Raw genomic sequence first — 15,628 nt, 5'->3', positions numbered from 1 at the left:
TTAGGAGGGAATGCAATGATCAAAAAAGAAAATATCCAACTAGGGGTGGCTCCGATCGCATGGGTCGAAGATGACATGCCCGAATATGGGAAAGAGACCACTTTTTTACAAACAATTAGCGAAATTGCTTTATTAGGCTTTGAAGGAACCGAAATCGGTATTTTGTTTCCCCGCGACACTAATATTTTGAATGAAGAATTAGAACGTCGGGATTTAAAAGCCATCACCGCTTGGATCAGTCTTTATCTTTTGGAACGACCATTCTGGATGGATGTCAGAGATTTTACTGACCATGTTCTATTTCTAAAAAATGCTGGAGCAAAAGTCATCAACGTTTCTGATCAAAGCTACAGTATCCAGCATAGAGCACATACTTTCTATAAAGACAAACCAGTATTAACTGAAGAAGAATGGGTAACTTTTACCGACCGTCTGAACAAATTAGGCGAAATTGCTTACAATCATGGATTGGAAATTGTCTATCATCCACATATGACAACGACCGTTCAAACAGCAGCTGAAATCGACAAAATGTTGTCCATGACCGATCCGAAATATGTCAATATCATTTTTGATGCCGGACACCTTACGTTCTCAGGAGATGATCCAGTTGCGGTTTTAGAGAAACACTTTGATCGTGTGAAACACATTCACCTGAAGGACGTTCGAGCAGATGCTTTAAAGCGTTGTGAAGAAAAGAAATTGAGTTTCTTGGAATCAATTTTAGAAGGTGTCTTCACCGTTCCCGGAGATGGATGTGTCGATTTCCCTAAAATCTTTGAAATTTTAGAACAGCGTGAATACAAAGGCTGGTTAGTAGTGGAAGCAGAACAAAATCCATATGTTTATAATCCGTATGATTATTCAAAAATGGGTAAAGAATACGTGATGCAATTTATTGAAGATTAATAAAAGTAGGAAGAGGGAAGAAAATGGCTAAATTAAAAGCAGGAATCGTCGGACTAGGAAGATTAGGTTATACTCATGCACAGGATTTAATGTTTAAAATCCCAGAAGTTGATTTGGTAGCCGCTTGTAGCGTTGTGCCAGAAGAATTAGACCGCGTGAAGGACTGGGGCGTTGAATTATTCAGCGATTACTCAACGATGATTAAGGAAGCACCCATTGATGCAGTCTTCATCATTTCACCATCAGCCTTGCATCCAGAACAAATCATTGAAGCCTTAAATGCTGGCAAACATGTATTTTCAGAAAAACCATTAGGAACTACGCTTGAAGATTGCATCAAAGTGGAAGAAGAATGCAACAAACATCCAGAATTGAAATTCCAACTAGGCTTTATGCGCCGCTTTGATCCTTCGTATGAAGAAGCCAAAGCAAAAGTAGATTCTGGCAAATTTGGGAAACCATTTATGATTAAAACGACGAGTAATGATCCGTTGGAAACAATCGAAGGCTTCTTGAAATTCGCACCGCAAAGTGGTGGACCATGGTTGGATATGTCAGTACATGATGTGGATCTAGCAATGTGGTATTTCGATGAAGAAGTAGAGTCTGTTTATGCAATCGGTGGCGGCTTCTTGCATCCAGAATTAGAAGAATTTGGCTGCGCAGACAATGCCTGTGCACTAATTAAATTCAAAAATGGCAATATTGCCCAAATGCACGTAGGTTATTCTGCACCAAACGGCTACCAAGTAGAAACTGAAATCATGATGCCAGAAGGAAACTTGAGAATCTCAGCAGTTCCAGCCAAAGATCGAATTGAAATCTACGGAAGAGAAGGGGTGCTAGTAGAATGTGATCCTTCTTGGCCTGCTCGATTCAGCGAAGCCTTTTTACGTGAAAAACAACATTTTGTAAATTGTGTATTAAACGATGAAACTCCTAGTGTCGGAGCGGCCGATGGGACTAGAACGACGAAAGTGGCGCTAGCCTTAACCGAAGCCTTTGAATCCGGTGAAGTAGTAAAACTATAATTGTCGCTTAACAAATAAACAGCAAAAAACTGTACTTTCGCAGGAATAAACACAGCAATCGTACAGTTTTTTGTTCTAATTATTCAATGTATAAATTACAACTGGGAGGAAGAATATGAGTTTATTTTCGATTGTAAGTTTTTTAGTGATCGTTGCTATTGTTTGGTTTGTTGCTTATCGTCGTTCTCGCGGGGTAGATACCTCAGGATCTGAGGGCTTTTTCATGGGGGGACGTAGTCTAACTGCTTTGCCAATCGCCGGAACAATTATCATGACCAATTTATCGACTGAACAAATTGTGGGACAAAATGGTCAAAGTTATATGGCAGGAATGGAAGTTATGGCTTGGGAAGTCTGTGCAGCGATAGCAATCGTGGCACTAGCGCTATTATTTTTACCAAAATACTTCAAATATGGCATCGACACGGTATCTGATTTTATTGAGATTCGTTTTGATACCGTTACCAAAAGAATCGTGTCAGCACTATTTATTATTACGTACATGATTTCATTTTTACCGGTGGTTCTTTATTCAGGATCATTGGTGTTTAACAAGATTTTCCATGTGGACGAGATGCTGGGCGTGAGGCCAATTACCGCCATTATTATTGTTGCTTGTATGATTGGCGTAATTGGTATTCTTTATTTGTTGATCGGCGGTCTTAGCTTAAGTGCCAACAGTGATACCATCTATGGAGCGGGCTTACTTTTTTGCGGATTGTTAATTCCCATTCTTGGGCTTAGTAAATTAGGTAATGGAAGTGTTATCCAAGGGATCGAATCGATTGTCGAAAATACCCCATGGCTTTTAAATTCCGTAGGTTCGATTGATTCAGCGATCGTTCCTTGGCCAACATTATTTACTGGTATGCTGTTTAATCAATTATTCTTCTGGTGTACGAACCAAATGATTGTTCAAAAAGCTCTTTCCGGAAAAACGTTAGCCGAAGCCCAAAAAGGCGTATATATCGTTGGTGTATTTAAAATATTTGGGGCGTTGTTCCTAGTATTTCCAGGCATTGTTGCCAGAAATCTCTTTGGCGATATCTTGATGGACCAGGCGGATAATGCATACCCAATGTTAGTTACAGAAGTGCTACCTGAGCTATTATATGGTGTTTTTGCTGCCGTGATATTCGGAGCGATTCTTTCTTCTTTCTCAGGTGCATTGAATTCAACATCAACGTTGTTCACACTGGACTTTTATAAGCCGATTATCAATAAAAAAGCGGATGATAAACAGTTAACCCACACTGGGAAAAAAGTGACTGTGATTGTAGGAATTATTTCAATTATTGTGGCACCGTTCATTTCCTTTGCGCCAGCGGGACTTTATCAATTTGTTCAAGAGTTTAATAGTTTGTACAGTATGCCTTTACTAGTAATTATTTTGTTAGCCTTATTCTCGAAAAAAGCCACAGCATTATCTGCTAAATGGGCAATTGGTGTACATATTGTTCTTTATGTAGCATCAAAATTCGTTTTAAGCGATGTTCATTTCCTTTATGTAATCAGTGTTCTTTTCTTCGTAGACCTTGCCACCATGTTTATTGTTTCTAAATTGAAACCAGATGGTGACTTTGAGTTAGATTCCTTCGATACCAAAGTAAATATCGAACCGTGGAAGCACGCCAAGATTGCCGGTGCCGTTACAATTATTTTAGTAATCGCAGTCTTCCTAGTCTTCTCACCAATTGGTTTTGCTAGATAAATAATTTTTGTTTTAGTAGGAAAAAAGGTATAAAAATATTCAGTTAACCACTGCAAAGAATAGATAAAAAAGATAAGAGGAGGCAAAGATGGATAAAAGTATATTATTAATCTGCGAAACAGGAATCAGTGCCGCCTTATTTGTATCAAAGATTCTTGAAAGCTTAAGAGAGAAAAATCTTGAGTATGACATTGATTATTCACCAGTCAGCCGCGTAAATGAACGATTAGCAGCTCGCGACTATGATTATCTGCTGCTGACTCCCCAAGTAGCAAGGTACAAAGAGGAGCTGGAATCGATTGTTACGAAAGAAAACTGTACGTCCAAAATTGTTTTTATCTCAAATGAAGATTTTACTACGATGAACATTGAAAGAATTATTGCCAAATTAAATTAAACGTTAGCTACTACAATAATGTTTGTTAATGGAACTGAATATGTGATTAATTACCTGATCCTATTAAATATACAACCTATTTTGCAAAATGCTCAAATTAGGGTAGGGGAATATGCCGTTCAACCAATGGCATGTTCCCTTTAAAAAATGAATGAATACTTTGTACTGTGGAGGAATGTATGTCATGGAAATAGTAACTAAAAGTAAATTAGTCGGTAATATTGCCAAAGGAGTAAATCCTTTAGGCTGCCAAAAGGAAATAGAAAACCAAATTCAGCTAGTAAAGGATCGCGGTACATACGAAGGACCGAAAAAAGTTCTTGTCCTCGGCGCTTCGTCAAGTTATGGCTTAGCATCGAGAATCTCAACAGCTTTTGGTTCACAAGCTGATACGATTGGGGTTTCATTTGAAAGAGGTCCTGTCGATGAAAATAATATTGGCACAGCTGGTTGGTATAATTGTGCTTATTTTAAGCAATATGCACAAGCAGCAGGTTTAATTGCGAAAAACTTCATCGGTGATGCCTTTAGCAAAAAGATGAAAGATGAAGTAATTACGTATATCAAAGAAGAATTTGGCGGCAAGGTGGATCTAGTGGTTTACAGTATCGCTTCGCCAAAACGAATTCATCCTGATACAGGAATTGTGTACACCTCGGCAATTAAACCAATCGGCCAAGCCGTTGAAGGCCAAAATATCAATCTGGAAAAAGAAATCCTTTTCGATCAAAAAATTGACCCGGCAACTCAATCAGAAATTGAAGGCACGATTGAAGTGATGGGGGGCGAAGATTGGGAAATGTGGATCGATGAGCTATTGGAAAATGACTGTTTAACGGATGATTTCAAAACAGTCCTCTACTCATACATTGGTCCAGAGTGTACCCATGAATTCTATCATAAGGGAACCTTAGGATTAGCTAAAAAAGATGCTGAAAAAGCCCAGAAAAGAATGAATAAAAAGCTTCAACGTGAGAATAAAGGGGAGGCATTGATATCTGTTTCCAAGGTAGTTACTACTAAAGCAAGTGCCGTTATCCCAATTTTACCGTTGTATTGTATTGCACTTTACAAATTAATGGTCGAACAAGGTACTCATGAAACATCGATAATGCACAAGGACCGTTTGTTGCGAGAGATGATCTATGGGGATAAACCTGAGTATGATGAATTAGGTCGTCTACGTCCGGATAATTGGGAGTTGGATCCTAAGCTGCAAAAAGAAGTTACTGAACTGATGGAAAAAATCAACGCAGAAAACTTCACTACTGAGTTAACCGCTTATGATCTGTTTCGTAAAGAATTCATGAATTTAAATGGTTTTTCAGTGGATGGTGTTTCTGATGAAAACGAGCTGGAATTAGAATCACTTATGGAACTAACGATTTAATTCAATCGATTGTTTATTAAATAAAAAATGGTGAAATTAGCTAAGAGAGTGAACGCGCATAAAGTATCAAGGGATTCGAGACTGAATGAATAGGTGAAATCCAATACTTAACTGCTGTTGATAATGTATATTTCCGCCTTTTTGAAACAGTAATAATCAATGACGGTATTCGTGGATAGCTTTTGACAATTTGATGCGTAAATCACGACAACGATGAAAAGTGAAAGGGAATACTTTTATTTGGGGGAGATTTAAGGATGGAAAAGTACTTTATTGATACTAAGCTACCTGATGATATGACTTTTTATAGTGTACCTAAACTGTACTATGTCAGCACAGTTGAAGAAAAAGATAATATTTATCCGAGAATCATGCACAGACATGACGATTTATTAGAAATTTTGTTGATTGTTAGTGGTGAAGGGCATTATTTCATTGGAGGTACCTCTTATCATGTGAAAAAAGGGGATGTCTTAATCATTAATAGTGGCGTTATTCATGACGAACAAATTAATACGGATGAGGGTCTTAGTATCTATTGTTGTGCTTTCAAAATGCTGCATTTGTTACCTTTAAGAAAAAATGCGCTGATTGAAGATGACCAAAATCCGGTTTTTCAGAGCAGCGATCATTTTTATGAAATTAAAGAGATTTTTGAAATATTGTTCTCCATGGTTCAAAAGCAATCCAACTTTTACGAACAAATAAGCCAATATTTAGGCAAAACCCTGCTTTCTCTAGTTTACTATGGAGTACTAAAGTCTTCGAAGAATGACGTGAAAGCGGAAATTGCCGTTGATCCTTTGGCTTTGCGAGTGAAACGGTATATAGACGAGAATTTTTCTAAACAATTGAATTTGCAAAAGATCGCCACAGACAATCATGCCAGTCAGTATTATATCTCGCATTTGTTTAGCGAAACTTACGGTTATTCACCAATGCAATATTTACTCCGCAGAAGAATTGGCGAAGCCCAGACCTTGTTATTGATTACAGATAAAAGTATTTCCTACATTGCGTCTTCGGTAGGGTATGACAATGTGAGTAATTTCAATTTAGTCTTTCGAAACAAAGTAGGGATGAGTCCCGGAAAATATAGGAAGAAATATTTGGAAATAGCCAAAGAACCCATTGAAACTTGATTCATGTAAAATGCGTTTTAAACTGAAAAAAATTTAGATCGAAATAAGCAAAAATAGGTAACGGTACCTTAAGGTCGCTTAGAAAAGATGACTGTTGGCTCTTAATGCTTAGGGTATGAGACGGTCTCTATTTTAATAAAAAATGTTGGCGAAGATTAACCTAGTAAACTACTTTTCATGGCTTTCAATCTATGAAAAGTTGTGAGTCCAGACACACTTAGTGACTCAATAAATAATTGTTCATTTGATTGGAGGAATGCGATGGATAATAAAAAAAGTCAATAATGTTCACCCCAAATATCATTATTGGCTATTCGCTCTGATGATTAGAGTAACGCACAACTACAAAAAAATTATACGGTTCCCTAATCTAGGATTCTAATGCATTATCCTAGATTAGGGTTTCAATAAGAGTATATCAAGAATAGCCAATGGTTAAAGAGTGTTGTACATATGCGTAAATGGTTGCGAACATATGAATCAGTTTAGTAATAAGAATAAGTAGTGAACAATTAGGTCTGGTCAAGCAAAATCAATATAAATTATCTTTAGAAGGAGAAACAGTATGAAACGAATCGGATTGCTAACAAGTGGAGGCGATGCGCCGGGAATGAATGCGGTCATCTATAGTGTTGTGCTGGAGGCAGCTAAACAAGGTATTGAAATTGTTGGTTATACAAATGGCTATCAAGGATTGATCGACAATCAGTCGGTTTCGTTGCTTCCTAAAGATGTGTTTCCCATCTTGAACACAGGAGGCACCGTATTAGGCAGTGCTAGAGACTTGCGCTTTTTAGATGAAAAAATCCGTAAAGAAGTCGCAGAGCGATTGAGACAAGCAGAAATTGACGGAATGATTGTAATTGGCGGCGACGGAAGTTATCGTGGAGGCTGGGAATTAAACCGATTAGGTATTCCAACAGTCGTCATTCCAGGAACGATCGATAATGATATTCCCGACACGGAGTTGACACTAGGTTTTACGACGGCAGTGGGAAATGTGGTGGATGCGATCGATAAAATTATTACCTCTGCATCAAGTCATGGCCATATATTTGCCGTTGAGGTGATGGGAAGAGAGGCTGGCGATATTGCCCTCTGGTCTGGCATCGCAATGGGAGCAGATTATACGATTTGTGAAACAGCCGATTTTAATGCCTTGGAAATTAATAAAATCATCAAAGACTCCAAAGCGAAAGGAAAGAAGTATCAGTTATTTATCCTTGCTGAAGGGGCAATCAGTTGTCGCAATTTTAAAGAGGAAGTAGAGCGAGTATCTGATTATGCTATCCATGATCTGATTTTAGGTCACGTGCAACGAGGTGGAACCCCAGCTGTTTTTGATCGAATCTTAGGTATCGAATTCGGTAAGAAAGCCATTGCTCGGTTGTCTAAAGAGAAGCAAGGGTGCTGTCTAGCGATCAAAAACCGTAAAATTGAGGCACTGGATATCAACACGACACTAAAAAGTAAAAAGGAATTGATTTATCCTATTGAAAGCATTGGAGGGATTTTCGGGCAATAAGTAGTTGGATAAAAGGATTGGCAAGTAGCAGGACAAAATGAGCGCTAATTAAATAAAGCGCTAGACATGATTAAAAGACGCAGTGAGACTGATCGCTGCGTCTTTAACATGTAAACGATTAAACCAAATCAACCGTTTCCCCTAGTACAAATTCGTTCTGACAGAAACTCCAAAAATCACGTACTATTGCTGTATGGAGATGGTTACGTTTGATAGCCAAGTAAAGATTACGATCTGGTAAACGATCCAAGATTTTAATTTTTTTCACTGGATAAGAAGAAATCGATGGGATATTTGGCATGATAGCCAAACCAAATCCATGACCGACAAAGCCTAATACACTATGGTCTTCATCTAGCTCTAATGCAATGCGCGGATGAATCGCCAAGTCAGCCATCATTTCATCCAAATAAGGCCGCAAGCCACTTTGCTTACGATAATAAACCACCGGGTGAGGAATTATCTTTTCCAAGTGGATGGCGTCTTCACTTGCCAACGGATGATTGTTTGGTACCACAACCACCATTTCTTCTCTGGCAAGTACAGTAAATTGAATTTCTGGTACATTTTTTACCTTTGAACAGATTCCAACATCGATTACATCATCTTTTAGCAGCTCTACAATGCGGTTTGAATTTCCTTGATGAAAGTCAAATTGAACATTGCGGTGCTCCTTTTTGCTAGTAAATTGTTGGGTAATACGAGGCGCAATTACAGAGCCTACTGTATAGATAAAACCAAAATGAATTTCTTCTGGTACGGGGTTTGCCATGTCGCTTAAAATTTTCTGCCCTTTGTAAATTTCCTTTAACGAAGGAGAGATATAGCTGTAAAATAATCGTCCATATCTAGTCAAGCTGATATTTCGTCCATTCTTTTTAAACAAAGGAACGCCTAATTCTTGTTCCAAAGTAGACATTGCATGACTGACATTGGGTTGGGAAGTCTGAAGTTGTTTCGCCGCTTTTGTCATATGTTCTGTTTCTGCCAATGCCAAAAAGAATTCAAGTTGTCTAAGATTCATTACCTTCACCTCATCTATAAATAGATTCTATCAATAAGATCGAAAAAAAGCATCTATTTTTTGTGAGCAGACACCCAACTTTGAATTTTCTTCACCACTTTCTCATCTATTGGTTGAAACGATAGTCTAAGTCTATTGATAGTGGTATAAAAAGTTATTAGATTTTATTGCCAAAATATTCTAGAATAAGAGTTGTAAAGAGATTGTGAATAATTGAATTTATTATAAAGACGATCTTTGTAGTTGTTAAGTAATTAGGTGGATGAAACAATTGAGTGGGATGATCTTTTTTATCGTTTTACTCAAATAAATAATAGGAGGAAGAAAATGGAGTACTGTCAGATTAAGGGATTGGATGCGCAGGTTGCCCGGATTGCTTTAGGAACTGGCTGGTTTGGTCCTGAGAATGAGGAAGCGATTTTTGAATTGATGGATGCTTATGTGGCGAATGGCGGGAACGTCATCGATACAGGTCGTTTTTACAATGGCGGAAAAGCTGAAACAGTTATTACTAAATGGCTAAAAGAGCGTGGAAATCGTGATGAACTGCTGCTAGTAAATAAAGCTTGTCATCATTATGTAGATGAAAATAATGTCCAATACCCAGATAAAAGCCGTGTTGGTGCAGAGTATATCACTGAAGACTTAGAATATAGCCTGAAAAACATGGGTGTAAAACATTTTGATATGTACGTGATGCACCGTGACAATGAAGACGTACCAGTAGAAGAATTAATGGATCGCTTTGAACAGCATCGTTTGGAAGGGAAAATTACTACTTACGGTGTTAGTAACTGGTCGGTAGAACGAATCAAAGCAGCCAATGATTATTGCAAAGAAAAAGGCTACCAAGGTATTAGTATAAATAGTCCATCCTTTACTTTAGCTGATGTAAAAAAACCGCGTTGGTTCCGGGCAGTCTATGTAGATGCTGATTATGTGAAGAAAAATAATGAAATGGGTATTACTGTTATGAGTTGGGGTGCACAAGGGGCTGGTTTCTTCGTTCCGTTATGGAAAGACATGAATGCTGATGCACCAGAAGATATTAAAGGGGCATTCTTCACAGAAGGCAACTTCAAAAAAATGGCACGAGTAGAAGAAGTAGCTAAGATCAGAGAAGTGGAGCCAATTAACGTTGCTTTAGCTTACGTATTAAATGACCGATTTGATGTGTTTGCTTCTATTGGACCGCGTAATAAAAAGGAATTGCTTTCTAGCTTAAAAGCGCAAGATGTTCATTTAACCCCAGAAGAAATTGCTTATCTGGAATTAAGAACGGAATCACTTTAATCAAAAAACCTCAAATCCTAATTTTTAATGGATTTGAGGTTTTTAAAATAGACTCAGTTGTTGTTCTCGTTGCTCGAACTTCTTCAAATAAGTAAAAATTTCTTCCGTGCGCCACATGATTTGATGCCTTTGGCAAAATTCGATGAATTGTTTCATTAGTTGGCTGTGGTTTGGACTATTGCAGATATATTGATTCCCAAAGGTCTGCTGGTATTTTTGCTTCATGCCAGGAAGGTGCTGGTCCAGCTTTTGGTAAAAATACTCACGATTGCCTTCCCGCAAAGTCATTCCAAAGCCAAAGCACATAATCCCCTTCACTCCAGCTTTCAAGCAATAATCTAAAATACCTGACAAATTCTCCTCAGTATCATTAATAAAGGGCAGAATCGGTGACAGCCAGACCACAGTGGGAATGTCATTTTCATGGAATACCTTCAAGGTTTCATAGCGTTCATAAGTACTGGATACATAAGGCTCCAGTATTTTGCACAGTTCTTCATCGTAGGTGGTCATAGTCATTTGGACCACCGCTTTGGTTTGTTGGTTGATGCGTTTTAACAAGTCCAAGTCCCGTAAAATTCGGCTGGACTTAGTCTGAATTGAGAGACCAAAGCCATATTTTTCAATCAGCTCAAGGGAATGACGCGTGATTTGAAGCCGCTCTTCTAATTGAATATAAGGATCTGTCATAGCTCCAGTGGTGATCATACAAGGCTTGCGCTTACGTGAAAGCTGCTCTTCTAAAATTTCTAGCGCCTGTTCTTTGACCTCAATATCTTCAAAAGAATGATTCAACTGGTAACACTCACTTCGGCTGTCACAATAAATACAGCCATGGGTACAGCCGCGAAACAAATTCATGTTATTAGTTGGTGAAAGAATCGTTTTATAGCTAGCGTAGTGCATAGGAATCCCCCTTCAAAAAGAACGTTTGTTCTTTTTGATTATCCCACAAAATTCTCCTGACAACAAGCTGAATAATCCGTATAATAAAAACTGGAGGAGAAACAATGTTGAAAATTGGAGAGTTTTCCCAGTTGGGTCATGTCTCAATTCGGATGCTGCGTCATTATGATGAGATTGGGCTATTACAGCCGCAAAAGATTGATCAAGCATCAAGCTATCGCTATTATTCTGTTAGACAGTTGGAGCAGTTGCACAGGATTTTGCTACTAAAGGAATTGACCTTTTCGTTACAAGAAATCAAAGAGTTGTTGACCGCTTCACAGGAGGTGTTAGCGGCCCGACTAATTGAAAAAGAGCAAGAAATTAAAGAAGAAATGACTAAGGCTCAGTTGAGGATTGAAACGATTCATCGAACAATTCAGCGAATGAACCATCCAGTTTCCTACGAAGTAAAACTATGTGCGATTCCTAGTTTTCCAGCAATTTGTATACGTAAGGTAATTACAAGCTTTTATCATGAGGGGAAGTTTTGGCAAGAATTCTATGATGAGATGGCTAAGCAGGAGTTACTGATTTTTTCTGAAGAGTTAGGAACAGCGACGATTTTTTATGATCAGGAGTACAAGGAGCAGGATGTGGATCTTGAATTAGTGTGGCGAACTTCAAAGCTGGCACCAGTCGCTGCACCCTTAGAAAGCCGCATGATTCCAGAAATTCCGCTGGCAGCTAGTATGCTAGTAAAAGGCAATTATCACCAGTTAGCAAGTGCTTATCGGGAGTTTGCCTATTGGTTGGATCAGCATCCAGAATACCAAATGATCAAAATTACACGCCAAGTCTGCCATATTGGACCTGATGAGACGGATGATCCAGAAGAATACCTAACAGAATTACAAATTCCGTTAATGCGACTTGACTCTCACACAGTGTAAGGGATTATCCTCGTACTACAGGAGGAGATGTCCAATGGAATTACAAGCGATTGGTAAAGTATCACAGCAAGAAGGTAAAACAACTTTGGTTTTGAAAGAAGAAGTGAAGGATGCATTGCTGGGGCTGGGGGATTTCAGTCATGTGATGGTTCTGTATTGGTTTGATCAACTGGACGTGCCAGAATTACGGGCAGAACGAGTAGTAGAAAAACCGTATAAGAAGGGGCCAGAAAAATTGGGAATATTTGCGACAAGAGGTCCAGTGCGGCCTAATCCCATTGCTGTATCAGTGGCTGGTATCCTTTCGGTAGATGAAGAAGCTGGAATTGTTGAACTGGATTATTTGGATGCCGAAGTGGGTAGTCCGCTTTTGGATCTGAAGCCCTACACTCCTAGTGCAGAGATCGTCCAGGAATATCAATCGCCTGATTGGTGTGCTCATTGGCCGCAAAGCTACGAAGAATCTGGTGAGTTTGACTGGTCAAAAGAGTTCAATTTTGAAGCATAAGTAAAGTTATGTTAGAGAGAGCTGATTGAAAATTAGGTTAATTGCAATATCTGTATGTAAATAATGCTAAGAGAATGGGTAGTTACTAACGATTAATTTAGTAGCTACTCATTTTCATAGTATAATAAAATTAACCACTAGTTTTAGTAATCCCGCTTTAGGAGGAAAAAATGAAAATATTTGATAGCCATCTTCATATTATCGAACCCAATTATCCGATTATTACCAATAATGGATTTACACCAGAAGTGTATACCGTGGAGGATTACCAGACAGAATTAGCGAATCAAGGAATTGAAGCACGAGGGGGTGCCGTTGTTGCCGGTTCTTTCCAAGGATTTGATCAAACCTACTTAGAAAATGCGTTAACTAAACTAGGCCCCGATTTCGTTGGGATTACACAGCTGCCTATTGAGACTTCCGATGAAGAGATTGTAAGATTAGACCAAATTGGCGTTAGAGGGATTCGTTTTAACCTTTACCGTGGAGTATCTGAAAGTATTCAAACCATCGAAGCTTTTTCAGCAAGAGTTTATGACTTAGTTAAATGGAAAACCGAATTTTATTTGGATTTGGACACTCTTTCTGAAGAGCTGAAAAAAGTGATTCTTAAGCTGCCTAAAGCATCGATTGATCATTTAGGTATGGGCAGTTCTTCAAAGGACAAATTAAAAAGACTCTTAGCCAGTGGTGTAACCGTTAAAGTAACTGGTTTTGGAAGAATTGACTATACAAGAGAACAATTAATTACTTTGTTGCCAGAGCTGTATGCTGAAAATCCTGACGGGTTAATTTTTGGTAGTGATTTACCATCGACACGCTCACCTGAACGATTCAATATCAAAGATATAGCGCTGATTCAAACGATTTTTTCCGAAGTACAAGCTGAAAAAATTTTACTGAAAAATGCTCAAAACTGGTATTTGACTAAATAGAGAACAATATTTGTGAACCAACTGAAAGTGTCTGGATAAAAAAACGTTAAATAATTCGATCAAATAGACCAGCTCAGATGAAGGTATCATCTGAGTTTTTTTAATGTGCAAAAAGTCTGGATAAAATTAAGAAAGCTTATTACTACAGTGTTAAAGGTAAAGAAATTATGATACACATGTTTCGAATGTTTCTTATTTGATATATTTAGGTTTTGGTGCTATATTTCTCGATGTTAATAATACAGAAAACTAGAAGGTGTATAACAGTGAGTAAAAAAGGCTCAGAAGTTATTATAGAAAGTTTAATGAATCATCAAGTACCCTTTGTCTTTGGGATTCCCGGAGCCAAAATTGACGGTGTATTTGATACCTTAGAAGATGAGGGACCTGAATTAATTATTACGCGCCATGAGCAAAATGCAGCTTTTATGGCACAAGCAATTGGTCGTTTAACGGGTGAGCCTGGGGTAGTGATTGCTACAAGTGGTCCTGGGGCAAGTAATCTTGCTACGGGTTTAGTTACTGCTACGGCTGAAAGTGATCCTGTTTTAGCCATTGCTGGACAAGTAAAGCGTTCAGATTTATCTAAATTAACCCATCAAAGCATGAATAATGCCGCTTTGTTTAGCCCAATTACAAAATATAGTACGGAAATTCAAGATCCTGAAACGATTTCGGAAAATATTGCCAATGCTTATCGTATTGCAAAGACTGCCAAAAAAGGAGCTAGCTTTCTTTCGATCCCTCAAGATGTCACGGATAGTGAAGTCAAAGGAGACGTTATTGAACCCTTGTCCGTTCCTAAATTAGGTGGTGCCAGTCGGGAAGACATACAAGAGTTGGCTAAAAAAGTTAAGGAAGCCAAAGTACCTGTTCTATTAGTAGGTATGCGCGCTTCTGCCGAAAAACCAACTGAAGCGATCCGTGAATTAGTCGCAGCAACGGGACTTCCCGTAGTAGAAACCTTCCAGGCAGCCGGAATTATTTCCAGAAATTTGGAAAATCATTTCTTTGGTCGAGTAGGCTTGTTCCGTAATCAACCTGGAGATATGCTTTTAAAACGTAGTGATTTGGTAATTGCGGTGGGGTATGACCCGATTGAGTATGAAGCCCGCAACTGGAACGCCGAAAAAGATGCCCATGTCATTGTCCTAGATGAAGTATCCGCTGAAATCGATCCTTATTTACAACCAGAAGAAGAATTAATTGGCGATATCGCTGCGAATATACAAGGGTTAAAAAAGGAAATGGGCAGTTACAAATTGCCAGAGGATGCACTTAACTACCTAGAAACCTTACAAGTGAAACTGCAAGAAACAGATCGTCAGCCGAGCAATCAACTTGCAGGGCGGATTCATCCGCTAGATGTGATTCATACATTGCAAAAAAAAGTGACAGACGACATGACGATCACGGTAGATGTCGGCAGTCACTATATTTGGATGGCGCGCCATTTTAGAAGTTACGAACCACGTCATTTACTTTTCAGTAATGGAATGCAAACGTTAGGCGTAGCTTTACCTTGGGCGATTGCCTCAGCGTTAGTTAGACCCAACACCCAGATTATCTCAGTTTCTGGCGATGGTGGATTCTTGTTTTCAGCTCAAGAACTAGAAACAGCGGTTCGTTTGAAGCAAAATATTGTGCATCTGATTTGGAATGATGGCAGTTATAATATGGTAGAATTCCAAGAAGAAATGAAGTACGATCGTTCTTCTGGTGTGCATTTTGGACCTGTTGACTTTGTAAAATATGCCGAAGCATTTGGAGCAAAAGGCCTGCGAGCTACTAACGTGCAAGAGTTGAATGATGCCTTGGCAGAAGGAATGAAAACAGAGGGCCCGGTAATCATTGATATTCCCATCGACTATCGCGACAACAAAGAGTTGGGCAAAACAGTATTACCAGATCAATTTTATTAAGAG

General features: G+C 38.6%; 14 protein-coding genes. 12 read left to right on the top strand and 2 right to left on the bottom strand.

The genetic code is table 11. From position 1 onward, the window contains the following. Positions 1-15 precede the first annotated feature (15 nt). The 7 genes from iolE (at position 16) to IGI42_RS03355 (ending at position 8,105) form a co-directional block, all read left to right on the top strand. Entirely contained in the window at positions 16-909 is an 894-nt protein-coding gene (gene iolE, locus IGI42_RS03385; protein ID WP_438714279.1) for a myo-inosose-2 dehydratase, read from the top strand. Between the two features lie 23 nt (positions 910-932). Continuing rightward, on the top strand, positions 933-1,940 hold the full coding sequence (locus IGI42_RS03380; RefSeq protein WP_438714278.1) for a Gfo/Idh/MocA family oxidoreductase: 1,008 nt from the start codon (positions 933-935) through the stop codon (positions 1,938-1,940). 115 nt (positions 1,941-2,055) lie between these two features. Further along, positions 2,056-3,651, top strand: coding sequence for a solute:sodium symporter family transporter (locus tag IGI42_RS03375; RefSeq protein ID WP_438714277.1), 1,596 nt, complete (start codon positions 2,056-2,058; stop codon positions 3,649-3,651). Between the two features lie 88 nt (positions 3,652-3,739). After that, positions 3,740-4,048: a PTS sugar transporter subunit IIB gene (locus tag IGI42_RS03370; protein ID WP_438714276.1), complete on the top strand. Its 309-nt coding sequence runs from the start codon at positions 3,740-3,742 to the stop codon at positions 4,046-4,048. Between the two features lie 184 nt (positions 4,049-4,232). Continuing rightward, positions 4,233-5,438, top strand: coding sequence for an enoyl-ACP reductase FabV (gene fabV / locus IGI42_RS03365; RefSeq protein WP_438714275.1), 1,206 nt, complete (start codon positions 4,233-4,235; stop codon positions 5,436-5,438). Between the two features lie 257 nt (positions 5,439-5,695). Then, a complete protein-coding gene (locus IGI42_RS03360) occupies positions 5,696-6,580 on the top strand; it encodes an AraC family transcriptional regulator (RefSeq protein WP_438714274.1) in 885 nt (294 codons plus the stop codon). A 565-nt stretch (positions 6,581-7,145) separates the two neighbouring features. Beyond that, positions 7,146-8,105 (top strand): ATP-dependent 6-phosphofructokinase, encoded by a 960-nt coding sequence (locus IGI42_RS03355; protein ID WP_438714272.1) that lies wholly within the window; start codon positions 7,146-7,148, stop codon positions 8,103-8,105. Positions 8,106-8,223: 118 nt separating this feature from the next. Here IGI42_RS03355 and IGI42_RS03350 read toward each other — a convergent pair whose 3' ends face one another. Continuing rightward, a complete protein-coding gene (locus IGI42_RS03350) occupies positions 8,224-9,129 on the bottom strand; it encodes a LysR family transcriptional regulator (protein ID WP_438714271.1) in 906 nt (301 codons plus the stop codon). Positions 9,130-9,456: 327 nt separating this feature from the next. Between IGI42_RS03350 and IGI42_RS03345 the strand changes: the two genes are divergently transcribed. After that, positions 9,457-10,422, top strand: coding sequence for an aldo/keto reductase (locus IGI42_RS03345; protein ID WP_438714270.1), 966 nt, complete (start codon positions 9,457-9,459; stop codon positions 10,420-10,422). Between the two features lie 42 nt (positions 10,423-10,464). On the opposite strand, the gene IGI42_RS03340 is transcribed toward IGI42_RS03345, so the two are convergent. Continuing rightward, positions 10,465-11,328, bottom strand: a complete 864-nt coding sequence (locus IGI42_RS03340; protein WP_438714268.1) for an SPL family radical SAM protein — start codon at positions 11,326-11,328, stop codon at positions 10,465-10,467. 104 nt (positions 11,329-11,432) lie between these two features. On the opposite strand from IGI42_RS03340, the gene IGI42_RS03335 reads away from it, so the two are divergent. The 4 genes from IGI42_RS03335 (at position 11,433) to alsS (ending at position 15,625) form a co-directional block, all read left to right on the top strand. Beyond that, positions 11,433-12,260 carry a MerR family transcriptional regulator gene (locus IGI42_RS03335; protein WP_438714267.1) on the top strand — a complete coding sequence of 276 codons (828 nt, stop codon included), beginning with the start codon at positions 11,433-11,435 and terminating at the stop codon, positions 12,258-12,260. Positions 12,261-12,294: 34 nt separating this feature from the next. Then, positions 12,295-12,768 carry an SAM-dependent methyltransferase gene (locus IGI42_RS03330; RefSeq protein ID WP_438714265.1) on the top strand — a complete coding sequence of 158 codons (474 nt, stop codon included), beginning with the start codon at positions 12,295-12,297 and terminating at the stop codon, positions 12,766-12,768. A gap of 170 nt (positions 12,769-12,938) precedes the next feature. Further along, positions 12,939-13,703 carry an amidohydrolase family protein gene (locus tag IGI42_RS03325; protein WP_438714263.1) on the top strand — a complete coding sequence of 255 codons (765 nt, stop codon included), beginning with the start codon at positions 12,939-12,941 and terminating at the stop codon, positions 13,701-13,703. Between the two features lie 266 nt (positions 13,704-13,969). Next, a complete protein-coding gene (gene alsS, locus IGI42_RS03320) occupies positions 13,970-15,625 on the top strand; it encodes an acetolactate synthase AlsS (RefSeq protein ID WP_438714262.1) in 1,656 nt (551 codons plus the stop codon). The last annotated feature ends 3 nt before the right edge of the window (positions 15,626-15,628 follow it).

Origin of the sequence: Enterococcus sp. AZ109, from assembly GCF_051714625.1 — a bacterium.
Lineage (GTDB): Bacteria > Bacillota > Bacilli > Lactobacillales > Enterococcaceae > Enterococcus_A.
Note: the sequence above shows the minus strand (reverse complement) of the source record. Positions and strands in the feature narration are given on the sequence as shown.